At 53.9% G+C, this 24,470-nt stretch carries 21 protein-coding genes; 10 read left to right on the top strand and 11 right to left on the bottom strand.

Annotated elements, in window-relative coordinates:
* Nucleotides 1-89: 89 nt before the first annotated feature.
* From ACAW87_RS16220 to ACAW87_RS16205, 4 genes are all read right to left on the bottom strand, one after another.
* A complete protein-coding gene (locus ACAW87_RS16220; RefSeq protein WP_370724682.1) occupies nt 90-578 on the bottom strand; it encodes a hypothetical protein in 489 nt (162 codons plus the stop codon).
* A 123-nt stretch (nt 579-701) separates the two neighbouring features.
* On the bottom strand, nt 702-1,076 hold the full coding sequence (locus tag ACAW87_RS16215; protein ID WP_370724681.1) for a hypothetical protein: 375 nt from the start codon (nt 1,074-1,076) through the stop codon (nt 702-704).
* Nucleotides 1,077-1,182: 106 nt separating this feature from the next.
* Nucleotides 1,183-1,530: a hypothetical protein gene (locus ACAW87_RS16210; protein ID WP_370724680.1), complete on the bottom strand. Its 348-nt coding sequence runs from the start codon at nt 1,528-1,530 to the stop codon at nt 1,183-1,185.
* A 112-nt stretch (nt 1,531-1,642) separates the two neighbouring features.
* Complete coding sequence (locus ACAW87_RS16205) at nt 1,643-1,987, bottom strand: hypothetical protein (protein ID WP_370724679.1); 345 nt, start codon at nt 1,985-1,987, stop codon at nt 1,643-1,645.
* Between the two features lie 299 nt (nt 1,988-2,286).
* Here ACAW87_RS16205 and ACAW87_RS16200 point away from each other — a divergent pair, with 299 nt between their 5' ends.
* Complete coding sequence (locus tag ACAW87_RS16200; protein ID WP_370724678.1) at nt 2,287-3,495, top strand: anhydro-N-acetylmuramic acid kinase; 1,209 nt, start codon at nt 2,287-2,289, stop codon at nt 3,493-3,495.
* Between the two features lie 108 nt (nt 3,496-3,603).
* Complete coding sequence (gene lhgD, locus ACAW87_RS16195; RefSeq protein ID WP_370724677.1) at nt 3,604-4,800, top strand: L-2-hydroxyglutarate dehydrogenase; 1,197 nt, start codon at nt 3,604-3,606, stop codon at nt 4,798-4,800.
* A gap of 232 nt (nt 4,801-5,032) precedes the next feature.
* On the opposite strand, the gene ACAW87_RS16190 is transcribed toward lhgD, so the two are convergent.
* Nucleotides 5,033-6,511 carry a M28 family peptidase gene (locus ACAW87_RS16190; protein ID WP_370724676.1) on the bottom strand — a complete coding sequence of 493 codons (1,479 nt, stop codon included), beginning with the start codon at nt 6,509-6,511 and terminating at the stop codon, nt 5,033-5,035.
* Between the two features lie 169 nt (nt 6,512-6,680).
* Between ACAW87_RS16190 and ACAW87_RS16185 the strand changes: the two genes are divergently transcribed.
* The 3 genes from ACAW87_RS16185 (at nt 6,681) to pbpC (ending at nt 13,240) form a co-directional block, all read left to right on the top strand.
* On the top strand, nt 6,681-9,029 hold the full coding sequence (locus ACAW87_RS16185) for a DUF1549 domain-containing protein (protein WP_370724714.1): 2,349 nt from the start codon (nt 6,681-6,683) through the stop codon (nt 9,027-9,029).
* 221 nt (nt 9,030-9,250) lie between these two features.
* Nucleotides 9,251-10,687 (top strand): DUF1501 domain-containing protein, encoded by a 1,437-nt coding sequence (locus ACAW87_RS16180; RefSeq protein WP_370724675.1) that lies wholly within the window; start codon nt 9,251-9,253, stop codon nt 10,685-10,687.
* Nucleotides 10,688-10,867: 180 nt separating this feature from the next.
* A complete protein-coding gene (gene pbpC, locus ACAW87_RS16175; protein WP_370724674.1) occupies nt 10,868-13,240 on the top strand; it encodes a penicillin-binding protein 1C in 2,373 nt (790 codons plus the stop codon).
* Between the two features lie 3 nt (nt 13,241-13,243).
* Here pbpC and ACAW87_RS16170 read toward each other — a convergent pair whose 3' ends face one another.
* A complete protein-coding gene (locus ACAW87_RS16170; RefSeq protein ID WP_370724673.1) occupies nt 13,244-13,600 on the bottom strand; it encodes a helix-turn-helix domain-containing protein in 357 nt (118 codons plus the stop codon).
* Nucleotides 13,601-13,869: 269 nt separating this feature from the next.
* Here ACAW87_RS16170 and ACAW87_RS16165 point away from each other — a divergent pair, with 269 nt between their 5' ends.
* The 3 genes from ACAW87_RS16165 to ACAW87_RS16155 all read left to right on the top strand — a co-directional run bounded on the left by ACAW87_RS16165 (nt 13,870) and on the right by ACAW87_RS16155 (nt 17,375).
* Nucleotides 13,870-15,186, top strand: coding sequence for a metallophosphoesterase (locus tag ACAW87_RS16165; RefSeq protein ID WP_370724672.1), 1,317 nt, complete (start codon nt 13,870-13,872; stop codon nt 15,184-15,186).
* A 163-nt stretch (nt 15,187-15,349) separates the two neighbouring features.
* Nucleotides 15,350-16,201, top strand: a complete 852-nt coding sequence (locus tag ACAW87_RS16160) for a dienelactone hydrolase family protein (protein WP_370724671.1) — start codon at nt 15,350-15,352, stop codon at nt 16,199-16,201.
* 115 nt (nt 16,202-16,316) lie between these two features.
* Nucleotides 16,317-17,375, top strand: a complete 1,059-nt coding sequence (locus tag ACAW87_RS16155; protein WP_370724670.1) for a class I SAM-dependent methyltransferase — start codon at nt 16,317-16,319, stop codon at nt 17,373-17,375.
* Nucleotides 17,376-17,613: 238 nt separating this feature from the next.
* Here ACAW87_RS16155 and ACAW87_RS16150 read toward each other — a convergent pair whose 3' ends face one another.
* Both ACAW87_RS16150 and ACAW87_RS16145 read right to left on the bottom strand, forming a co-directional pair.
* Nucleotides 17,614-18,657: a proline iminopeptidase-family hydrolase gene (locus tag ACAW87_RS16150; protein WP_370724669.1), complete on the bottom strand. Its 1,044-nt coding sequence runs from the start codon at nt 18,655-18,657 to the stop codon at nt 17,614-17,616.
* 140 nt (nt 18,658-18,797) lie between these two features.
* A complete protein-coding gene (locus ACAW87_RS16145; RefSeq protein WP_370724668.1) occupies nt 18,798-19,397 on the bottom strand; it encodes a Crp/Fnr family transcriptional regulator in 600 nt (199 codons plus the stop codon).
* 159 nt (nt 19,398-19,556) lie between these two features.
* On the opposite strand from ACAW87_RS16145, the gene xylA reads away from it, so the two are divergent.
* Nucleotides 19,557-20,903, top strand: a complete 1,347-nt coding sequence (xylA, locus tag ACAW87_RS16140; RefSeq protein WP_370724667.1) for a xylose isomerase — start codon at nt 19,557-19,559, stop codon at nt 20,901-20,903.
* Between the two features lie 106 nt (nt 20,904-21,009).
* Nucleotides 21,010-21,462 carry a nuclear transport factor 2 family protein gene (locus tag ACAW87_RS16135; RefSeq protein ID WP_370724666.1) on the top strand — a complete coding sequence of 151 codons (453 nt, stop codon included), beginning with the start codon at nt 21,010-21,012 and terminating at the stop codon, nt 21,460-21,462.
* A 9-nt stretch (nt 21,463-21,471) separates the two neighbouring features.
* Here the strand turns inward: ACAW87_RS16135 and ACAW87_RS16130 are convergent, their stop codons facing one another.
* From ACAW87_RS16130 to ACAW87_RS16120, 3 genes are all read right to left on the bottom strand, one after another.
* Entirely contained in the window at nt 21,472-22,386 is a 915-nt protein-coding gene (locus ACAW87_RS16130; protein ID WP_370724665.1) for a helix-turn-helix domain-containing protein, read from the bottom strand.
* 84 nt (nt 22,387-22,470) lie between these two features.
* Nucleotides 22,471-23,331, bottom strand: coding sequence for an SDR family oxidoreductase (locus tag ACAW87_RS16125; RefSeq protein ID WP_370724664.1), 861 nt, complete (start codon nt 23,329-23,331; stop codon nt 22,471-22,473).
* Nucleotides 23,332-23,571: 240 nt separating this feature from the next.
* On the bottom strand, nt 23,572-24,456 hold the full coding sequence (locus ACAW87_RS16120; protein WP_370724663.1) for an NAD(P)H-binding protein: 885 nt from the start codon (nt 24,454-24,456) through the stop codon (nt 23,572-23,574).
* Nucleotides 24,457-24,470 lie beyond the last annotated feature (14 nt).

Below are 24,470 nucleotides of genomic sequence, written 5' to 3'. Positions count from 1 at the left end.
GTCATTCATTATCATGAGGTGGTCATTTATCGCAAAAACAATGAATGACCACTTAATGACAATAAATGACAGCGCAAGCGAATGACAATTTATTTGCCGTAGCCTGAGTTGTAAGGGCCGCCGTCTTGATGGGCGGCACCGCTAGCACCGATTGAATCGTCGTTGCTATTGCCAGTTGAAGCGCCTACGCTCGGAGCAACAGTTGCACCGGCGCTTCCGTCGCCCGACCGATGTCCCGCCAACCGTTCGCCAAAACCGGCTAAAGCGTCGGCCAATCCGGTCAGTGACGTTTGCTCACCGCCTTCAACAGACTGAGCTGCTTCCCGGGTTTGGTCGGCCAATTCGCTAAGGAGACGCTGAACCTGTTCGGTATCCGGCGTACTTTCCTGTAACTGTAATTGCAACTCACTAAGAGTTTTAGCTACCGGGCTGGCAGGGCTGTCTTCTGACTGAAGAGCGCTGATCCAGTTATTAATCAACGATATGCCGTCGATGGCCGAGACGCTTTCGGCGCCGCCGCTAAACGTGTGCACGGTCTCATTGATGAGTGCCGTTGCAAATTGCGATGAGTCTGCCATGGGAATAGGAGTTTGAATGAGTAGTAGTCGATAGTCGGCAGTCGATAGTCAATAGTCGCGTTGCTTAGGCACGTCTGGTGATCAAGCAGCGCGACTATTGACTATCGACTGCCGACTATTGACTCATTTCGATACTTGTTGATTAAGATTTTCCAGCACAGATACCAAACGCTGAAGCTCGGTTTGCTGAGCGCTGGCTTCCGGCGAGTCGATCACGCTCTGAGTAATGTCGATGAGATCTTCCAAATACGCCTGAATGACTGATGGTTCAGGAGAACCGCCATCCTTTTTACTTTCTTCGAGTTCCGTTTTCAGGTCTTCGAGTACATCGGCGATTTCGTCGGTTTCGTCGGTGCCATTCTGGTCAAGCAAGTCGATCCACTGATCGATGAGTGCCAAACCATCTGTAGGGGTTGTTGGCTGAAGACCGCTGTCGAACGCAGAAATTGTTTTTTCGAGGAGGGCGGTTGTTGCCTGATCTTGTGATGTAAGGGCCATGTGTTGTTTTGGAGTCGATAGTGGTTAGTCAATAGTCGATAGTGGCGTTGCTTTTAAAAACAGGTGGCAACGTACCCAAGATTATTGATGAACCACTACTGGTCATTTATTTAAGTTCTTTCGCAAATTCCTTAAGTGATTCACCGAGGTCTTTCAGGTCGTCCTGATACTTGTCGTCGGCCTTTTTGGCAACTTTAGCGGTTTCATCACCGAGTTTTTTTACCAACTGAGCCACCTTCTTCTTGTCGGGGCTTGCTGCTCCCAACTGGTCGTGTAACTCCTGTAAGTCGCTGGCAATACCACTGACTGACTTGTCTTCTTTCACAATAGAAAGCCACTCAGTAATCAGCGACGTACCATCTTTCGGTTTTGCACTATCGATACCATTGTCGAGGGTTTCGATAGTTGAGGTAATCAGCGTTTCGGCTTTTTTAGTCGCCATCTTTTCAGACATTATTGAGTGTTAACAAATCGGGGAACTGGTTGCTACAGTACGGGTTAAAACTCGATCAAGTCTGTATTGTTTATAGAAAAATATTGCCTTAGCCATTGGGCCGCCGCTCAGTTTACGAATGACCAAGTTCCTCGGAGCTAACGATCAGGCGTTGAAGTGTATCGGCCAATTGTTGCAGGGCGGTGGGGTTTGGTGTTGTTTCCTGCTGGGCAAACGCCTGTGTGTATTCGGCCAATTCCATCAGCAACACCCGAATCTGAACGGGGTCAGCGTCATTCAGTAATGCTTTCTGAAGGCTGCTCAGTGCCTCTCGAACGCTACCGAGGCCTTCATAATGGGCTAGTTCATTCAGCCAGTTATCAACCAGCGCCTGCCCCGATTCGGTAGCGTGCTCGCCATTGGTCAGTGCCTGAATGGTTGTATCGATCAGTGTCTCTGTTGATTGTTTCGTGTTCATTGCGTTGAGTTTTATAGTACGCGGAGATTGTATGGGTACTTGGATTAGGGGGATGATGATGGCACGCGGATTTTGCGGATTAAACGGATTTGCGCGGATTGTGTATTAAAACAGATTAGCTCTGCTTGAGGCTACAAATCCGCTTAAATCAAAAATCCGCGTGAATCCGTTTAATCCGCAAAATCCGCGTACCCATCATCATTCGTGTGAATCCGTTTTATCCCTCTAATCCGCGTACCCATTAAAATCCGTGTACCATCATAAACTAGTTTGACGCGGGAATGGCTGATATTTACCGTATGAATCCGCAACTTGAACGCCTTTACCATATTGCTCAGAAACCCGAACGACGCATCATTGGCCTGATGTCAGGTACGTCGCTCGATGGCCTCGACGTAGCCTTGTGTCGAGTTACCGGCAGTGGACCGGAGACCACTGTGGTCGTTGAGCAATTCACGACTGTATCCTACGACGAAGTGTTTAAAGACAGTATCCGGGCTGTGTTCGCGAAAAAGCAGGTCGATTTCGAGCACCTGACCCTGTTGAACGAAGCAATTGGCCGGCAGCATGGGCGGTGGGTAGCCGACTGCCTACGTACCTGGAATGTACCTGCCGACGAGGTAGACCTGGTAGCCAGTCACGGGCAAACGGTGTATCATGCGCCGGAGAAACAGCATCGGCGGCCGGGTTACGGAAATGCTACGTTACAAATTGGCGACGGTGATCACATTGCGGCCGAAACCGGCATTATCACGCTTAGCGATTTCCGGCAGCGGCACATTGCCCACGGTGGCGAAGGCGCTCCACTAGCGGTTTACGGCGACTATTTTGTGTTCTCGCAAATGGGCGAAAACCGCATCCTGCTCAACATGGGTGGTATTGCCAACTTCACCTACCTGCCCGGCTCCCTTGACGCTAGCGTGGTGTTCACCACCGACACCGGCCCGGGTAATACGATTTTAGACGCTTACGCTCGTCAGTTTACCGGCAAGCCCTACGATGAAGACGGGCAACTCGCAGCCAGTGGTCAGGTCAACGATACCTTGCTGAATGCCTTACTCGATCATCCGTTTTTCGCGCAGTCGTTCCCCAAAACAACCGGGCCAGAAGTGTTCAATACCGGGTACGTTCGAGATGCACAGCAACGCAGCCAAACGGAGAACATCGCGCCCGAAGACCTGATGGCTACGTTAACCCGATTCAGCGCCGAAAGCATTGCGCAGGCCATTAAAAAGGCACTCGCCAACGTACCTGAGGCCGATAGGGATGTGCATGTGTATATGAGCGGCGGCGGGGCGCACAACCCCGTGTTGACCAAAGCAATAGAAGCGTTGCTTCCGGGTTGTACCTTTGCCAAAACCGATGAGCTGGGTATTGCCGGCGACGCCAAAGAAGCCGTGCTTTTTGCCGTGCTGGCCAACGAATGCGTAGCCGGTTCAGGCACATCGTTCGGCAACCGCCAGGGCGTACCCAGTGTGTCGATGGGGAAGATTAGCTTTACTAAATAGGGTTTGTGGTTTGTCGTTTGAGGTTTGTGGTTGCATTGCCTATCAACCAAACGGGGTGTTGGCAGCGCAACCACAAACCTCAAACGACAAACCACAAACTTCAAGAACATGATTGACGTAACTGTAATAGGAGGAGGCATTGTGGGGCTGGCGACGGCCTTGCAAATCAAACAGCAGCGGCCGGCGTTGTCGGTGGTGGTGCTGGAAAAAGAGAATCAGGTGGCGGCGCATCAGACCGGCCATAACTCGGGTGTGATTCACTCGGGACTGTATTATAAACCGGGAAGCCTGAAAGCCACCAACTGCATTGATGGCTATCGGATGTTGCTCGACTTCTGCGATCGTGAAGGCGTGCCTTATGAGCTTTGCGGTAAAATTGTAGTCGCGACCAAACAGGAAGAAGTCGGGCAGTTGACTACGCTGTTCCAACGCGGTCAGCAGAACGGCCTCGGTGGACTTCGGCGTATTTCGCTGGGCGAAATGCGGGAGATTGAACCGCATGTGAAAGGCGTGGAGGGCATCTTCGTTCCGCAAACCGGCATCATCGACTACACGCAGGTGACCGAAGCCTACGCCCGTAAATTCCGCGAACTGGGCGGCGAAATTCACTTTGGCGAACGCGTAGAGCAGCTCACGCCGGGCAATTCCCTCAGCGTGGTGGTGACCAATAAAAATCGCTACGAAACCAAGCTGGTGGTAAACTGCGCCGGTCTGTACTCCGACAAAATTGCCCAGCTTACGCAACGCGAGCCGATTGGTTTGCAGATTGTGCCGTTCCGGGGTGAGTATTTCAAGATCAAGCCCGAGAAGCATTACCTCGTTAAAAACCTGATCTATCCCGTTCCCGATCCGAACTTCCCGTTCCTGGGCGTGCACTTCACGCGCATGGTCCACGGCGGCGTTGAGGCAGGACCGAACGCGGTGCTGGCATTCCAGCGCGAAGGCTATAAGAAGTCGGACGTGAATTTGAAGGAGTTCTGGGAAACGCTGGCGTGGCCGGGTTTCCAGAAAGTAGCGGCCAAATATTGGCAGATGGGCCTCGGCGAAATGTACCGTTCGTTCTCGAAGTCAGCCTTTACCAAAGCCCTGCAAGAGCTAATCCCCGAAATTCAGGAAGACGATCTGATCGAAGGCGGCGCTGGTGTTCGTGCACAAGCCTGCGACCGAACCGGCGGCCTCCTCGACGATTTCTCGATCATCGAAACTGACCGCGCCGTTAACGTCTGCAACGCCCCATCACCCGCCGCCACATCATCGTTATCGATTGGCAAAACGGTATCGGAAAAGGTGCTGGCGCGGTTTTAGGAGCTACTGACTGGATCGTAATATGTAGGGGCGGCCCCCCGTGGCCGCCCGCTCTCGGTCGCCATAGCGACCGCTGATAGGTGCATGCTATATATATGGTCGTAAACATCTGCCTGTGAAGATGTTACATAGGATATTCTTGCTAATTAACGGACCACCAGCGGTCGCTATGCGCCCGAAAGCGGGCGGCCACGATGGGCCGCCCCTACAAATCAACGAACCGTGAATAGGGCTACCGTTCTAGCTTAAAACCGGGTTCCAGCGCCGGGCGGGCGGGAGCGTTGGCTACCTGCCAGGCGGTGAGGTACATCCAGCGCGTCATGTTGGCCAGTTTGGCGTAGTCGATGCGGGCGGGTTCGTCGCGGGGGGTGTGGTAATCGTGGTGCAGCAACGAGGTGAAGCAGATCGCAGGTACGTTGGCGCGGGCGTAGGGCAGGTGATCGGAGCGGAAATACCAGCCTTCGGGGTGATCGGCCCGATCCCAAAGCGTATCCAGCTTAAACTTGGCCGTGGCCTGATTGGCCGACATCGCCTGATTCACCAGATCGAGTGAGTTACGATGCGGCACCTGCGAACCGAGCAACGCCGCACTGTCGGGCGAATTTCGACCCATCATTTCGCCATTCAGCACCGCCGCGATACTTGATTTCGGCACCGTTGGGTGGTCAACGAAATAGCGCGAGCCCAGCAATCCACGCTCTTCAGCCCCGTGGAAAACAATCAATAGCGACCGTTTGCCGGGTTTCTGCGCAAAGGCCCGGCCAATCGCCAGGGCGGCAGCGCAACCCGTGGCGTTATCGTCGGCCCCGTTGTAGATCGAGTCGCCTGCTACCGCCCGCCGAATACCGTCATGATCCTGATGGGTGCTGATGAGCACGTATTCTTCTTTCAATTTGGGGTCGGTACCCGGCAGTTTCGCCACGATGTTGACCGACGGGTAACTGAAGCTTTCTACGTTCACAACGTTGGTAAACTGCTGATTGGGTTGTTTAACCATATCGAGTTTGCTGGCTGGAAGCCACAAGAGCGGCGCCTGCGCAAACACGCGCGTATTGGGTCCGCCGGGTAGATCGTAGCGGCCCATTTCCATGGCGCTACTCCACCAGTTGTAGATCGCATCGGCGCGGCTGTCAGATACGAAAATGGTAGCCACAGCCCCGGCTTTCACAAATTCAGCGGCGCGGCGATTCATCGTTGTTTGCATAAACCGACGGAAACTAAGGTCGCCGGGTGGTGTACCCGAAAAGAGAATAGCTACGGCTTTCCCTTTCACATCCACTTTCGCCATTTCTTCCGGTGTGCCCGTTCCCACATACACCAACGGCGCATCGACCGAGGCAATAGCCGGGGCCAGTGCAATCACGTCGGGGCCGTAGGTCAGGGCTTTGCCGCCCACGATAAACCGGCTGGTTTCGCTCACGCGGGTACGTTGGATGTGAAAGAACTGAAAATACGTGCCATCATCACCAGCGGGTTGTAGCCCCATTGCCCGGAATTGCTCGGCAATCCAAGCCGATGCTTTTAGCTCGTTGAGCGAACCGGCTACGCGTCCCTGAAAATGATCGTCGGCGAGTTTATATACATCGCGTTTGAGGTCAGCCTCTTTAATCGCCGCTCGATTGTCGGAGGCTTGCTTCTGGGCAAAAGCGGAGGTAGAGACAAGGCTCAACAGCAGGGCCGTCTGGCTGAAAAAGCGAGAAACGTTGATCACAGAAGATAGTCAGTTAGATGATTGGCTAAAATACGCTATTTCATTCTGTGCCGCCCGCTTTGGCAGATAGCAACAGGCAGATTTGCGTGAACTGCTTCAGCAGACAGGCATGATTAACAGTAAATTACCTCGACCAACTGGTTATTAGGAAAACCATACCCTCCGTATGATGACTGTCTTAACCGAATCATTTTGGCTCTGGCAATTTCTGGGTCGCCTTCATCCGTTACTCGTTCATTTTCCGGTCAGTCTATTGTGCGTGGCCTTGCTGCTCGAAGTCATCGCCTATGTCAGAAAGTCAGACGACATGCGGGCAGGCATCAGGGCGATGGTTTGGATTGGGGCCATCAGTGCGGTTTTATCGGCCCTACTGGGGTTACTACTGGTTGGTCAGGACGATTACGCGGGCGGTACCGTTAGCACGCACCAATGGCTGGGGCTAGCTACCATGACGCTGGCAGTATTCACTGTTCTTGCCGGTCGAACCGGGCGGCAGAATCTCTACCGGGGGCTTCTGGCTGGTACGGTGGTGGGTGTCAGTCTGGCGGGGCACTACGGGGCTATGATAACGCACGGCGACGATTACCTGACCAGCGTGTTGCCTGGCGGGAAAAAAGAAACGCCTGTTGGTTCAACCGTAAGCTTTGTCAGTAACGGGCAACCGCTCAACGAACAACAGGTTGCCGAACTGAATCTGGAGGTACGTTCTATTCTGGCTCACAACTGCTACAGCTGCCACGGGTCGTCGAAAACCAAAGGCGACTTGCGGCTCGACAGTCAGGCGTTTATCATGAAAGGGGGCGAATATGGCCCGGTGGTCGTGGCTGGTTTTCCCGAAAAAAGCGACCTCATTCGCCGTATAAAGCTCCCCGCCGGGCACGATGACGCCATGCCAACGAAGGGCAAGCGGCTGACCGATAAAGAAATAGCCACGCTCGAGTTCTGGATAAAACAGGGTGCCCCCTGGCCAGCCGGTCCCGAAAAAAGCTTGTATCGGGTGGCTGCGCTGGAACCCCGTATGCCCACCATTCCGCCCGCCGCCGATGGGCTGACCAACCCCGTTGACCGGTTCGTAAACGTGTATTTCCAGCAACATAAACTGGCCTGGAAAGCCCCCGTCGATGACCGGACGTACCTGCGCCGGGTGTACCTGGATGTGGTTGGCCTGCTTCCCTCGCCCCAACAGCTCGATGCCTTTGTGGCTGATACCCGACCCGACAAACGAGACCAACTGGTACACGAGCTACTGAGCCGCAACGCCGATTACGCTCAGCACTGGCTCACCTTCTGGAACGACGCCCTGCGCAATGATTATACCGGCACTGGCTACATTACCGGAGGCCGTTTCGACATCACAAACTGGCTTTATACGTCGTTGAAGGCCAATAAGCCCTACAACCGGTTTGTAAAAGAGCTGGTCAGTCCCGATAAGCAGTCAGAAGGATTTATTCGGGGTATTCACTGGCGCGGTACCATCAACGCCAGTCAGCGGGTTGAAATGCAGGCCGCCCAAAACGTAGCACAGGTCTTTCTGGGACTTAACCTGAAATGCGCTTCCTGCCACGACAGCTTCATCAGTGACTGGAAACTGGCCGATGCCTACGCCTTTGCCAATATTTTTGCCGATACCACGCTGGAAATAAACCGCTGCGACAAGCCAACGGGCAAAATGGCGGGCCGGAAGATCCTCTTCGAGCAACTGGGCACCATCAACGGGCAGGCACCAACGGCCGAACGCCTCCGCGAACTGGCCGATTTTATGGTGCAGCCCAAAAACGGACGGCTATACCGAACGGTCGTGAACCGGGTGTGGGCGCAGTTGATGGGGCGCGGCCTGGTTGAACCCGTCGACGTGATGGACAACGAACCCTGGAGCCAGGATCTGCTGGATTGGCTGGCCGTCGATTTCGTCGATAATGGTTATGATCTAAAAAAGCTGATGGCCACTATTTTAACGTCGAAAACGTACCAGCTACCCTCCGTTGGGGTGAAAGATGCCGATCTGATCACAGCGCCTAATTTTGTGTTTACCGGCATGGTTCGCCGCCGGTTAACCGCCGAGCAGTTTACCGACGCGGTGAGTGCCGTCATCAGCCCGATCTACACTGACTCGGCGGTGGTGATGAAGCTCTTTCCGGAGAAGATCAGGCAGGAGATGCCGTTTCCACGCGCCGTTTTCGTTAAGAACGACCCCTTCTTAACGGCATTGGGTCGGCCCAATCGCGAAACGGTCAGCACCAGCCGTACATCGCAGGCCAATCTATTGCAGGCGTTGGAGCTGACCAACGGAACCCGGTTCAACGCGGCCCTGAAACGGGGGGCGCAGCAGTGGCGGGCAACGTACCCAGCACCCGATGTCCTGGTGAAAAACCTGTACCGGAAAGCATTTGGCCGGGAGCCAACACCCAACGAACTGGCTGTTGCCCAGAAAATCATTGGTAAAAATCCGGGTACCGAAGGCATTCAGGATCTTGTTTGGGCAATCAGCCTCCACCCCGAATTTCAACTGATTTACTGAATTTTAGTAGTTTGTATTGCGTGTGTTGCTGACGCGTGGCCCTTCGACAGGCTCAGGGTGACAAGAAACATCTAGATGTTGATGACGAACTTGAGTGGGAGTGTCACCCTGAGCCTGTCGAAGGGCCTACAGCGCGAAGCAACATACGCAAATCAAACTATAGCGCGTCAGTCACACATTCATTCACTCTTTCGCCCTTTCACTCTTTCACACCCCCTCCTATGGCAACAATCTGGAATCGACGGGATTTTCTGCAGAAGACGAGTGCGGCAACACTGGCGGCGCTGGCAGCTGGCGCACCGGTGGCAAGCCTGCTATCGGGCTGTGGCCGAACAGCGAAGCCGGGGCAGACCAACGGTACCGCCGATACCGTGATTCTGCTCTGGATGGCGGGCGGCATGGCCCATACCGAAACGTTCGACCCTAAACGGTATACCCCTTTCGAGAAAGGTATGGAAGGAAACCGGGTGTTGAGCACCTTCAAATCGGTACCGACCGTGCTGGATGGCATTCACTTCTCGGAAGGACTCGAATCCATCGGCAAGGTGATGGATAAGGGCACGCTGATCCGTTCCTACATGGCCGCCGACATGGGGCATATCCTGCACTCGCGGCACCAATACCACTGGCACACCTGCTACGAACCGCCTCAGACGGTGGCGGCACCGCACATCGGCTCGTGGATTGCGAAAGAACTGGGCCCGAAAAATCCGGTTATTCCCGCTTTCGTCGACATTGGTCAGCGCTTTACCCTGGGCGAAGCCGAGGAGTTAAAGGCCTTTCATACGGCGGGCTTTCTGGGGCAGGAGTTTGGTCCGTTCTTTATTCCCGATCCTACGCAGGGGCTCGAAAGCGTTCGGCCACCGGTGGGGATGGACAGCAAGCGGTTCGAACGCCGCAATCAGCTTTACAACGACCTTATCAGCAATGGCCCCGTTGGTGAATTTGGCAGCGATTACCAGAAAGAATCGCTGAAACGGTCGATGGAACAGGCGTACCGGCTGCTGAACTCGCCCGAAGCGAAGGCCTTTGACCTTAGCAACGAACCCAAAGCCAGTTACGACGTGTACAATACCGGCAAGTTTGGCCTGGGTTGTTTGCTGGCCCGCCGCCTCACCGAACAAGGTGCCCGGTTTATCAGCGTCACCACCGAATACGAGCCGTTTAAAGGCTGGGATACTCACGAAAATGGCCATACGCGACTGGAGGCCATGAAAAAACAGATCGACGGTCCCATAGCGCAACTGATCAACGACCTCGACAAAACCGGCCACCTCGACCGTACCCTGGTGATTTTGGCCAGCGAGTTTAGCCGCGATATGATGGTTGAAGGTCGCCCCGATGCCAAAGTACGTGAGCAGGTGAACCAGCCGGATATTCTGTCGGAGTTGAAGTTCTACGGAATGCACCGTCATTTTACCGATGGCTGTTCGATACTGATGTTTGGTGGAGGCGTGAAAAAAGGCTTTGTTTACGGAAAAACGGCCGACGAACGCCCCTGCAAAACCATCGAAAATCCGGTGCGGATCGAGGGTATTCACCAAACGATCTACCACGCGCTGGGTATTCCGCCCGATACCCACTACGACGTTGAAAAACGACCGTTCTACACCACCCCCGACGGTCTGGGCAAGCCGGTTCTGGATCTGCTGGTATAAGTTTGTGTTTGCGTTGTAAGTTAGCTTTCGCATCTGGCTTCGCGCGTCGTGCCCTTCGACAGGCTCAGGGTGACACCCTCACCCAAGTTGGTCATCAACATCTAGGTGTGAGTTGTCACCCTGAGCCTAGTCGAAGAGCACGACGCGCGAAGCCTGCAAAATCCAACGTATACACTCAACTTGGCCATTTATTCTTCGTCCCTAACGTACCTGCGCACGCATCGCTGGCCAAAACTGGTGCTGGGTACGTTGCTCGCGCTGTTTCTGGCTGACCGATTATTTCCGCCCAAAACGCGCGTTGCTTACTCCACACTGGTGACCGCTGCTGATGGCACTACGCTGCACGCGTTTCTCAACCGAGGCGATAAATGGCGAATGTATGCCACCCTCGACGAGATTACGCCCCGGCTGCGACAGGCCATTCTCCAGAAAGAAGACCGTTGGTTTTACTGGCATCCCGGTCTGAATCCCGTAGCCATGGTGCGCGCGGCGGGCCGGAACCTGTTGTCTGGTCGCCGAACGTCGGGGGCATCGACCATCACCATGCAGGTGGTTCGTCTGCTGGAGCCACGCCCGCGAACGTACCTGAGCAAGCTGATCGAAGTGGTGCGGGCGGTGCAGTTGGAGGCCCACCTCAGTAAAGATGAAATTCTACAACTGTATCTGAACCTGATTCCCTACGGCGGCAACGTAGAAGGCATCAAATCGGCGTCGTTAATCTTCTTCGGGAAACCGCCTCAATTGCTCAGTTTGGCCGAAATCACAACGTTAGCGATCATCCCGAATAGGCCGTCGAGTTTGCGGTTGGGCGAGAATAACGCGGCTATTGTGCAGGCGCGAAATGCGTGGCTTCGTCGGTTTGCCCAGTCAGGTACGTTCGAGCAAAAAGCGGTGCAGGACGCGCTCAACGAACCCCTCGATGCCCGCCGTCGACCCGCGCCCAATCAGGCACCGCACCTGAGCCTTCGCCTTAAAACGGAGCAGCCCGACGAGCCGATTATCGTAAGTACGCTACAACCCGACGTGCAAGCCGCCACCGAGCGACTAGTGCGCCAGTACGTGGATCGGGTGCGGGGGCAGAATATTCACAACGCGGCGGTGTTGGTGATTAATAATCAGACGGGGGCCGTAGAAGCCTACGTGGGTTCAGCCGATTTTGCCAACGCCTTCGATGGGGGGCAGGTCGATGGCGTGCAGGCAGTACGGTCGCCGGGAAGTGCGTTAAAGCCGCTGCTCTATGCCTTGGCGTTCGACAAGGGACTGATTACGCCCAAAGCCAAGCTGAACGACGTACCTACAAACTTCGGTGGCTACGAACCGGATAATTACGACCGACATTTCAACGGCCCTGTTACGGCCGAGTTCGCGCTGGCCAATTCGCTGAACATTCCCGCCGTAAAGCTTCTGCGCGACGTATCGACCCCCAGTTTCGTAGGTACGTTGCGGCAAGCTGGTTTCCGAACGGTACAAAAGCAAGCCGATGATCTGGGCCTGTCCATGATTCTGGGCGGTTGCGGCGTCACGCTGGAAGAACTGACGCAAGCGTATACCGCTTTTGCGAATGGTGGCTATGTCCAGCGAAGTGCCACTTCGCTTGTAACGGCAAATCAGCCACCTGTTACTATGCAACAAACGGAGTACCACTCCGTTCAACTGTTTTCCCCCGAAGCCGCTTTCCTCGTCACCAATACACTGACCCAGATCACCCGGCCTGATCTGCCCAATAACTTCGATAACAGCTACCGATTGCCGCGCATTGCCTGGAAAACAGGTACGTCGTACGGGCGGCGCGATGCCTGGAGCATTGGTTATAACCGGCACTATACCGTGGGCGTGTGGGTCGGTAATTTCTCGGGCGTCGGCGTGCCCGATCTGAGCGGAGCCAACACCGCCACGCCGTTGCTGTTTCAGGTGTTCAACGCCATCGATTACAACACGCCAACGGGCTGGTTTAGGGCGCCGGTGGGCGGAAAGCTGGCATCGCGGCAGGTGTGCCCTGAAAGTGGCGATGTGCCCGAACGTACTTGCGATGGTCGGGCGGTGGATTACTACATCATGGGCGTGTCGCGGGCGAGTCGGTGTCAGCACCAAACGCAGGTGTGGACCAATGCCGCAGGTACGTTGTCGTATTGCGCGCACTGCCGACCGTCGGGAAGCGACAGCGTGCTGGGGCCCGTTGCCCGGCTGTATCCGAATCTGGCGCCGGAGGTCGTGGCCTGGTATGCCGCCAGTAACCGACCCTACGCAGCCATTCCGCCGCATAACCCGGCGTGTGAACGGGTGTTTGGCACCGGTGTGGCCCCGTTGATCACGAGCCTGAACCAGAATAGCGAGTACTTTATCAATCCCAAAAAACCGGCCGATCTGGCGCTGACCTGTCAGGCGGCGAATGATGTGCAGCGGGTGTACTGGTACCTGAACGAGAAGCTGTACCGAGCAGCTAAACCCACTGAAACGCTCTTCTTCACACCTACACCCGGTGCACTGACCATTGCCTGCGCTGATGATAAAGGCCGCGTGAGCCGGGTACGTGTGCTGATTAAGCGGGAGTGAATGTTAAACGGATTCCAGAATAAAATTACCATCAATGCCCAATTTTTCATGGAGCTGTTTCGCTAGCTCGATCGTCAACTTCCGCTTGCCGTTAAGTAGTTCTGAAATTCGTGACGTCTCTACGTTCAGTAATTGGGCCAAGTCTTTCTGTTTCAGGCGTTTTTCATACATTTTCAGTTCTATCATGCCGATCAGTGTTGTTGGTTTCGGGAAAGCTATATGCCGCTGTTCATAGTCTTGAATGGCTTCTGCCAACTGCCGGGCCTGCATCTGAAGTGCCTCGTCATCATTCATCGTGGCAACGAGTTTATCAAACTCGATGAATGCTTGTTTGTAGTCTGTTTCCGTTGAGAGTATCATGGTTGATAGGTTACTGATTTGCTGGTAATAAAATTCCATATTATGTAATTTTCGTTGTGTTGATTAGGGCGGGAGGCGATTAACTGATAAATTATTGAAACAGGGTACATAGTAAGGCGTGGCTAGATGCATCAATTTACCCACCTAAAAACTCGCCTGTCTGATTGTAACCATAGCGGTCGAAACGGCGTTAGTGATTAAGCGCTGTTAATGGCCTGATTTTAACAGGTCGACTGTTCATCAGCACCGCCTAATCACCTATGTTCTCTATGCTTCGTAATTTGTCTGGCTTTGTACTCGTCGCGATCTTTCTGCTGATCGACGTTTATGTGTATCAGGCCTTTAGGTTCTTCACTCGAAATTCATCGGAAGTCACACAACGTACAGTGGCCTGGTGCTACTGGGGCTTTACTGCTCTTTCGTTGGGTACGTATATCGCCCTGCAACTACTTCCTGCCGATTCGATTGGCCGCGTTACCCGTACCATGCTTACCATCGCCGTGTTCATTGCGTATTTTTCGAAATTCATCACGGTTATTTTTCTCTTTATCACCGATATTGTGCGGTTCTTTCAGTGGCTTTGGTCGCTGGTTGCCGGACCATCGGCTTCCCCGGCCAGCAACCCCGCCACGTCAGGACAAGCTGTACCTGGATCGAAGGTGCCCGCTGCCGAAAACGCTATTACGCGCTCTGATTTTCTGGTGAAAACGGCCGTTGCAGCCGGTGCTATTCCGTTGGTCGCTTTCTCGTACGGTGTCATTTCCGGGGCGCATGATTACCGGATTCGCCGCATCACATTACCGTTGAAAAATCTGCCCCGGAGTTTCGACGGTATGACCATCGCCCAACTGTCGGATATTCACTCGGGTAGCTTTTTCAATAAAACGGCGGTAAAAGGCGGCGTGGAGATGCTGATGGGCGAAAAACCCGATCTGGTTTTCTTCACCGGCGATCTGGTCAACAGCCGCGCCGATGAGGTGAATGAGTACATCGACATCTTCAACAAGGTGAAAGCACCATTGGGCGTATACTCGACGCTCGGTAACCACGATTACGGCGCCTACGTGAAATGGCCAAGTGCCGAAGCGCAGCGCCAAAACGTGCTCGACGTGGTGAAAGCGCACAAACTGATGGGATGGAACCCACTGATGGATGAAAACCGCATTATTACACAGGGAGGCGATAAACTTGCCATCATCGGTGTACAGAACCTCGGTTTTGGTCCGGCGGCGTTGAAAGCGGGTAACCTGGCCAAAGCGTATCAGGGAGCCGAAGACTATCCGGTTAAACTGCTGCTCTCACATGACCCAACGCACTGGGATGCCGAGGTTCGTCCTAACTTCCCTGATATTGACGTGACGTTTAGCGGACATACGCATGGCGCACAGTTCGGCGTCGAGTTTGGCGACTACAAATGGAGCCCGGTCAAGTATTTCTACCGGCAGTGGGCGGGTCTCTATCGGGAGACCGCGCCCACCGACAAACAACAGGCGCTATACGTGAACCGGGGATATGGCTACATTGGTTACCCCGGCCGAGTAGGTATTTTGCCCGAAATCACGATTTTTACGCTGAAACAAGCATAGGGATGTCGGATTTGGGATTGTTGCTTACGCATGAGTTTGCTTTGGCGTAAGCAACAATCCCAAATCCGACATCCCCAATCCGACATCCTAAAGTGTGGTTAGAAAAACTACTCCCTGGCTTTTCTTGTTTAGTTAAATGTACCAACATATAATTGATGTTTTTATGAAGCTTTCCTTTATTTCCATCATTTCGTTTGTGCTGACCTTGTGGTCGACGCACAACAAACCTGAAACGGCTCCGGCTATTCCGCTTTGCGGCGTTGCTGGTATGCAGCAACTCGCTGGCGACCCGGCTTTTCAGGCATTACATGCCAGCCCGATTCCATTTCATTATGAATCAAAAGCTGGTGAAATGATGACGTTCAACACGCCCGATGGCAAAACCGCCAGCGGGTTCATGCTCAAATCGAAGAAGCCATCGAACAAGTGGCTGTTGGTGTATCAGGAATGGTGGGGTCTGAACGACAACATCAAGATGCAGGCCGAAACGTTCTACAACGACCTGAAAAACGTGAACGTGATTGCCCTCGACATGTACGATGGCAAAGTGGCTACTGCCCCCGCCGAAGCCGGTAAGCTGATGCAGGGCGCTGACAAAGCCCGTCTGGCCGCGATCATGAAAGGTGCGATTGCCTACGCCGGTCCGAAAGCTGAGTTCGCCAGCGTTGGCTGGTGCTTTGGCGGTAGCCTTTCACTTCAATCGGCCATGTTGGCTGGCAAACAGGCCAAAGGTTGCGTGATGTACTACGGTTTCCCTGAGCAGGATACGGAGAAGCTGAAAACGCTGGACACAGACGTATTGGGTATTTTCGGCAACCAGGACAAATCGATCAACCCGCAGGTGGTCAACACGTTTGAAGAGAACATGAAGAAAGCCGGTGAGAAAATCGAAGTAGTGCGTTACGATGCCGGTCACGGTTTCGCCAATCCAAGCAACCCCGTCTTCGATAAAACCGCCTCTGCCGACGCCTACAAACGCGCATTAAGCTACTTGAAAGATCGGCTGAAAGCGTAAGAAAAAGGGTTTGTAGTTTGTTGTTTGAGGTTTGTAGTTGCGCTGCTAAGCCGCGAACTGGTTAGTTAGCAGCGCAACCACAAACCTCAAACAACAAACTACAAACCCTTTTTTCATGCAACTAAAAATCTCTGCCGATAACCCGCTTGAATGGGTGGCTTTACGGGCCAATATGGTGCCTGTGCCGCTGCTGCACGCGCAGATCATGCCCGTGATCAGCAAGGCGGTGCTCGAAGCAGCTGATAAAGGTGTGTTCGATGCCGTGGCTGATGGGAACGATACCACCGACGATATTGCGCAGGCGTGTGGGCTAAACCCTAAAGCGACCGGCGAACTAATGGGTCTGCTCACCGCGCTGGGCTACTTCACGTACCTGACGGGTACGTTCACCCTGACGCGGATGGCCCGGAAATGGACGCTCAAGCACGAGCCGGAATCGGTCTACGGTATGTTGCTGTTCAATAACCGGGTGGTTTGGCCCTGGCTCGAAAAGCTGGGTACGTACCTGCAAACCGGCGAAGGCATTCATTACCACGACCACCTCGACGCCCAACAATGGAATTATTATCAGCAGGCTATGGTGGCCGCGTCGGGCAGCGAAGCTAAAGAATTTGGTCGACGTACCCCCGTCCCTAAATCCGTTAAGGATGGATCGCCCGCCCGCATGCTCGACATTGGCGGGTCACACGGACAACACTCGGTAGCGCTCTGCAAACGCTATACGGGCCTCTCTTCTACCATTATTGATTTACCTGCCGCCATTGAGCAGGCCGCGCCATTACTGGCCCGCCTCGGTATGGGCGACCGCGTAAAACACCAGCCTGGCAACGCCCTAACCGACGATTTCGGCGAAGCCCAATATGACATTGTCCTGATGTCGAGTCTGGCGCATCACTTTACGCCCGAGCAGAATCGCGACGTGGCCAAACGGGTAGCGCGCGCCTTGAAACCGGGAGGTATTTACATTGTCAATGAGTTTATCCGGCCCGAAACCGGTGCCGCGCCTGAACTGGTTGGTAGCTCCACCGATCTGTTCTACGGCCTCACCAGCACTGCCGGCAACTATTCCATCGCCGAAATTCAGGATTGGCAGCGCGAAGCAGGCCTCCGCAAAGGCCGCGTTGTTAGCTACCGCACGTTGCCGGGAAGGGCCATGGTGATTGGGATAAAGTAAGAGATTTGCTCGCTATTGGCTGGATGGTTGATATGTAGGGGCAACCCATCGTGGTTGCCCGCTTTCGGGCGCGAGAGCGACCGCTGATGGGACGTTGCTATTTTTCAAATGCGTACCTGTCTGGCGATTACTAATTTACACTTGCTCTACAGGCGGTCGCTTTGCGCCCGAAAGCGGGCGGCCACGATGGGCCGCCCCTACATGATAACCACCTGGGTTAATGGCTAATCACGCCAACCTACAACGCTACTTTTTCTTCCCCGGCATCAACGGCTTTGATGAATTTCACCAGGCCGGGGAAGTAGTGTGGTTGATCGTCCCACATGCTGCAATGGCTACCGTCGGGGCAAATCAGGCTGGTGCCTTTGGGGAGTTGCGTTGCCATCCAGGCCATATGCTTCGGGTCCATGGTATCGTGCATGCCGCCGATGGTCAGCGTAGGTACGTTGATGTTCTTCAGGTCGGCGCGGCGGTCCCAGGTGGCGAGTCGGCCGGAGATGCCGAATTCGGATGGGCCCTGCATTAACGTGTATACCGTGCTGTTCATCGTCGGAAATGCCCGGTCGAAGGCGTTGGGCCAGGGTTTCAGGCGACAAACGTGCTGCTCGTAGAAACTGGGCGTCAATAATTCCATGTAGCGCGGGTTCGCGAAATCTTTCCGAGCTTCGATCGACTTGATTTCGGCCAGCACCTTTGGGTCCATCTGCTTGCCCAGCACCTCTTCAGCGTATTTACCGTATTCGGGGCAACTGCTCATCATGTTGCTGATGATAAGCCCTTTCAGATTCTGCTGGTATTTCAGCGCGTATTCCGTGGCCAGAATACCGCCCCAACTGTGGCCCAGCAGGTAGAAATTGTCTTTGTTCAGTCCCAGCGCCAGGCGTACCTGTTCCACTTCTTCCACAAAACGAGGCGTAGTCCAGAGCGTGCTATCGGTGGGATGATCGCTATTGAGTGAGCCGAGCTGATCGTAGTAGTAAAATTCGATGTCTTCGGCGGGGAAATAACTCTCAAACGATTCAAACAGCACGTGATTGCCGCCGGGACCACCGTGCAGCAACAGCACCTTGATGCGCGGATTATTGCCCACGCGCTTGGTCCAGACGTTGAACGTACCTGACGGCGTTTTCACCGGAATCATCCTGACGCCGCCCGTCCGTACGCCTGTTTCCGGCGATTGATTGTAGGTCACGGCGTCGTTGCCTGACGACGTTTTGTTACAGGCTACCGCTGTAATTAGCAACGCAGCAAAAAAGGCAAGGCGTGTGAAAAGGTGCATCATGTTGGTGACGATGTTCAGGGGAAAACGGTTGGCTAAGATAAGCAATTGGCCTATCGCTCAGTCCCGTAGAATCGCTGCCGGCTTAATCTCCGCACAATGTGCGGTGAATAAATAGCTTATTCACCGCAACGTACCTGACTCTATGCATCGTCGCGGCGCATGATTCGGTTTCTGATCCGGCTGAGGCTGACGGGTGTGACGCCGAGGTAATTGGCGATGTAGTGCTGTGGAATCCGGTCCAGAATCTTCTTCTTGTTGCTCGTCAGCAACTCCAGATAGCGCGCTTCGGGGCTTAGGGTTAATAAACCGACCATCCTGTCTTCCAGCCCAATGGCGATGTACTCGCCGATGAGGCGGCCGAATTTTTGCCAGCTGATACTGCGTTCGAACAGGTCAGCCAACACCGTGTACGGAAAGACAACGTACCTGGCCGGGCTAAGGGCTTCGATGGTCATCCGCGAAGGTTGTTTGGTGAGGCAACTCATGTAGGCGCTCATGAGGTGATTCTCGAAATAGAAATATGTCGTTTTCTCCTCGCCATCAATAGTATAAAACTGCCTGAATGAGCCTTCCAGTACCAGCGCAACCTCGTTTGCCTGCTTGCCCTCCTCAGCAAAAAGCTGGTGCTTCTGAAGCGTTTTAACCTCTAGATGAGGTATCAGCATAGCCCATTCTTCTTGGCCCAGCGGTGTAAATCGCTCGATCTGTTGGCGAAGTGTTAAAAGGTCTTGAGCGGTCATAGACAGACAGATGTGTAGAATAATGGCTACTTTTGTCCTGAACTACGTTTAAACAGGTCAAAATAGTACATCATGTTGCAATGATATAGAACAGAGATTTTACCTTAAACCGCGTTTGAACAACAGGCAGCATTACGTCAACCTATCAGTACAATCCTTATGGCTAACCTCAATTTGACACTCGGCGACAAAACCTATTTCCCGTTTGTGTCAGCACCCATCGCTTACGAAGGTCGTGAATCCGACAATCCGATGGCGTTTAAATTTTACGACGCGAACCGCACTATTCTGGGTACGCCCATGAAAGACCTGTTCCGGTTTGCCGTAGCCTACTGGCATACCTTCTGTGGCACAGGAGCCGACCCCTTCGGACCGGGTGTAAAGCACTTCCCCTGGGACGCCAGCGCTGGCAACGATCCCCTGGGTGCCGCATTCAACAAAGCTGATGCTGCCTTTGAGTTCATTACCAAAATTGGCATGGAATACTATTGTTTCCATGACGTCGATGTATCACCCGAAGGTAATTCAAACCACGAATTCGAGTCGAATTTCCGTAAGGTTGTCGATTACCTGAAGCAAAAGCAGGATGCCAGCGGCGTGAAACTGCTGTGGGGTACGGCCAACCTGTTCTCGCACGAGCGCTATATGAACGGCGCGAGCACCAACCCCGATTTTCATGTGCTGACGCACGGTGCCTGGCAGGTGAAAAATGCCATCGACGCTACCATCGAACTGGGTGGACGGGGCTACACCTTCTGGGGCGGTCGCGAAGGCTATATGTCGTTGCTGAACACCAACATGAAGCGCGAACAGGAACACCTGGGCCGCTTCCTGCAAATCAGCCGTGATTATGCCCGCAAGCAAGGCTTTACCGGTTCGTTCTACATCGAGCCTAAGCCGATGGAGCCAACCAAGCATCAGTACGATTTCGACGCCGCTACGGTGGTCGGTTTCCTGAACCGCTTTGGCTTGCAGGATGACTTCGAACTGAACATCGAAACCAATCACGCCACGCTGGCCAGCCACACCTTTGCCCACGAATTGCAGGTAGCCGCCGACAACAACATGCTCGGCAGCATCGACGCCAACCGCGGCGATTACCAGAACGGCTGGGATACCGACCAGTTCCCCGTTGATGTATATGAACTGACCGAGGCCATGCTGGTGATTCTGGAAGCGGGTGGTATCAAATCAGGCGGTGTAAACTTCGACGCCAAAACGCGCCGGAACTCAACCGACCTGGAAGATATCTTCATCGCCCACATTGGTGGTATGGATACCTTCGCTCGGGCCGCCATTGCCGCCGAAGCTATTCTGGGTAAATCGAAATACAAGCAACTGCGCACCGAGCGTTACGCCAGCTACGACAGCGGTGCTGGTGCCGACTTCGAAGCGGGTAAGCTGACCCTCGAAGACCTGCGTGAGTACGCCATGACCAACGGCGAGCCAAAACAGGTGAGCGGTAAGCAGGAGCTGTACGAAATGATTGTCAATCAGTATATTTAAATTGGTCTAAAGTTTAAGGTTTAATGTCCAAAGTGCGTTGCCGATGCAGAGAGTTTCTACATTAGCAGCGCACTTTGGACATTAAACCTTAAACTTTGAACCGCTTATGAAAGTCTTCCTTCTCCTTCTCCTCCTTCCATTAGCCAGTCTGGCTCAGACGATGGAAACTACGCCGCAGGAAGATGTGGCGATTATGCAAGCCGTTGATGACTTGTTCGAAGGCATGAAAAAAGCCGATTCGGCGGCCGTGCGTGCTGCTTTTGCTTCGGGTGCCACACTACAGACCGTTACCAATACCGCTGGCTTTGTCAGCGTAAAAACCGAGTCGATCGAAGGCTTTGCTTCCTCAATCGGGAAAGCCAAACCGGGCGACTTAGACGAAGTCATTCAGCCGTACCAGATTCAGATCGACGGCGATCTCGCCACGGCATTCATCCCCTACAGCTTCAATTACAAAGGCAAAACGGTCCATTGCGGGGCCAATGCCTTCACCCTCGTCCGGTTCAACGGTGTCTGGAAAATTCAGGCCATCATCGATACGCGAAGGAAGTGTTTGTAAGGCAACTGATTAGTTAAATGACTGTCTGAATTCCAGTGGTGACTGGGCTGTTTTGCTTTTGAACAGTTTGCTGAACGACTGCGAATGCTCGAAACCCAGCTCGTAAGCAATCTCCGTAACGGTCAACTCGGTGGTCGACAACCGTTCTTTCGCCTTCTCGATCAGCTTGTCGTGGATATGCTGTTGCGTGCTCTGCCCGGTTAGCACCTTCAGCAGGCCGCTCAGGTAGTTGGGCGACACGTTCAGTGCATCGGCCACGAACTGCACAGTGGGTAATCCTTTCTTTGCCAGCGTGTCGCTGTTGATATAGTCGGTCAAAACAGATTCGAGCCGGTCGAGGAGTTGGTAATTCGTGATTTTGCGGGTGATGAACTGCCGATGATAAAAGCGGTCGGCATAGGTCAGCAATAGCTCCAGTTGGGCGATGATCACGTCCTGACTGAACGTGTCGATGGGGGAGTGGTATTCCAGCCCGATCTGCTGCATCAGCCCCGAAATCATCGTTTCTTCTTTCTCCGACAGGTGTAGGGCTTCGTGAACGGCATAGCTGAAGTAATCGTACTGCCTGATCTTTTTGGCCAGCGGTGTATTCCACAAAAAATCGGGATGAATCAGTAATAGCCAGCCCGTATGCTGCAACTCGGCCTGTGCTTCGATGGTAAAGACCTGACCGGGCGAGATAAAGATCAGCACCCCCTCATCGAAATCATACGCCTGCTGCCCGTACTTCATTTTACCGTTAAAATTCCGTTTCAGCGCAATGGAGTAAAAATCCTGAATGATGCTGGTCGATTTATCGCAAGAACACCCCTTGATTGATTCGAAATTGATCACGCTGACCAACGGATTCTCCGGCTTCGGCAAGTGCCTGCTCTGGTGATATTCGGTAATCGTTTTCAGGCGAAGCGGCTGTCCGTTTTTCATAGGTACGTTGAGTTGGTGATGGGTTGGGGGGTGTTTTTGGTGTGTATTGCGTCAGCAACACAGCGGAAGCAATACACACCAACGCTACAAACTAAACAACGTCTTCAATCCTTCCCGAAGCGAAGCGGGTTTTCGCCCGAGCAGGTGTTCCAGATCAGCGCTTACCGCATCTTCCTGACCGTTTTTGATGTCGGTCATAAAGCCAATCATACGCTGAACACTGAATTCGGGCAAGCCCCGCTGTTGCATCTGCTGGGCGAAGGCTGTCGCTGGCGTATCTGTATAACGTACTTCTTTGCCGGATAGGTTTGTCAGCGTGGCCGCCACATCGGCAAACGAATATGATTCGTTGCCCGTCAGTTCGTAGATCCTGTTGCCGGAACCCGCCTCTGCCAGGGCATTAGCCATTGCTTCGCCCATCTCGCTCCGAAGCGCGAAAGCTACCCGCCCCGCCCCGGCTGGCAAATGAATACCCCTGTCGAATACCGCCGGACCGACGAACAGCGGAATCGTGTCCATGTAGAGGATGTTCCGGAACAGCATATAGGCCAATCCGCTGGCTATGATGTACTCTTCTGTCTGAAAGTGACCTTCCATTAGTTGGTTGGCCAGCGTGCTCCGGTCTTTCAGCGCCCGACTCGTGTAAGCAATCCGCTGAACACCCGCCTTTTTCGCCGCGTCAATCACGTTCTGGTGCTGCCGAAGCCGATTGTCTTCATCGGTCCCCGCAATCAGCAGCACCGAATCGATGCCCTGCATGGCCTGATCGAGCGAAGCCGTGTCATCATACGTACCTACCCGAACGGATACACCGCGTTCGGCCAGATGGGTAGCCTTTTGCTCATCGCGAACCAGCGCCGCAATCTGAGAGGCGGGAAGTGTCTTGAGGAGAAAATCAATAACGGAAGCGCCAAGCTGGCCCGTTGCGCCGGTGATAAGTATCATGTTGTTGGTTGTTGAGTTGTGATTTTTGTACTGGCACAAAGCGAATCTGGCGCGAGGATTTCCTCGTGCCTATCATGTTGCAAGCATCTGCTTGCACAGCGCGTACGCGCAATTGTAGCTGGGTACTCAATTCTCTGCTGTATTGCCTTAACGGGCAGCAAGCGGATCGGTCCGGCGTCCCGGCTTGCGACATAAAAGGCACGAGCATATGCTCGTGCCAGCTTCGCCTCGTGCCGAAACTTACCCGTTGTAAACCGCCGCAAATTCCCTGGCGAAATCCACCAGTTTTACTTTTCCCTGCGGTGTTGACTGGTGCAGGTCGTAATCGCGTCGCATAATGCCCGAGTGAATGCTAGCGCCCAGATCGACCAGATCGGCGGCAATACTGGTTGGTATGCCGTTGGCTTCCATACCACTGCGCGCCTGATCATCGGTGAACGTGACCCACGTCAGTTCTGGCTTGCCAATGGCGGCGCCCAGCACGTGCGCAATCTCGGTACAGGTACGGTCGTCGCTGGCGATGTAGCGTACCAACTGGCCCGTTGCTGTTGTGGTGAGTTCGTCGGCGGCTACAGTGGCGATATCGGCGGGTGCCACCAGGATCAGTCTGTCATCGCCGCCGTAATTGGCACCCATGAAGCTCGCTCCCTTGATCATGTTGACTTGGGTAAACAGGTTGTAATAGAAGTACGCCGGGCGTAGCAGCGTGAGGTTTATAGCTGGTAAACCCTTCAGCATTTCTTCTATGTCGTGCGCTCCAAGAATAACGCCGGTACCCTGGGTCAGGTCAGCGCCGTAGCTGCTGAGGTAAACCACCCGCTTCACCCCCGACTGCTCGATGGCCTGCACGTAGGTACGTCCAATGCGCCCGTAATAGGCCCGCAGATCAGGTACGTTGTAGTTGGGCGGCACCATGGCGTACACGGCGTCGGCACCGGTAAATGTGATTGTCAGAAATTCGGGATCGTTGAGCGTGCCGATAGCGGCGATGGCACCCAGTGCCTCAATGGCGACCTTTTTGTCGGGATTGCTGCTGATGACCGTAACGGTATGCCCTTGCCGAACAAGCGTTTCAGTCAGTGGTTTGCTGATGTGGCCCAGCGAGCCGGTTACTACAATGTTCATGGTCGTTGCTTTTG

This window comes from Fibrella aquatica (assembly GCF_041321135.1).
Taxonomy (GTDB): domain Bacteria; phylum Bacteroidota; class Bacteroidia; order Cytophagales; family Spirosomataceae; genus Fibrella; species Fibrella aquatica.
The sequence above is the reverse complement of the archived record's forward strand: the minus strand, read 5'-3'. Positions and strand labels throughout refer to the sequence as shown.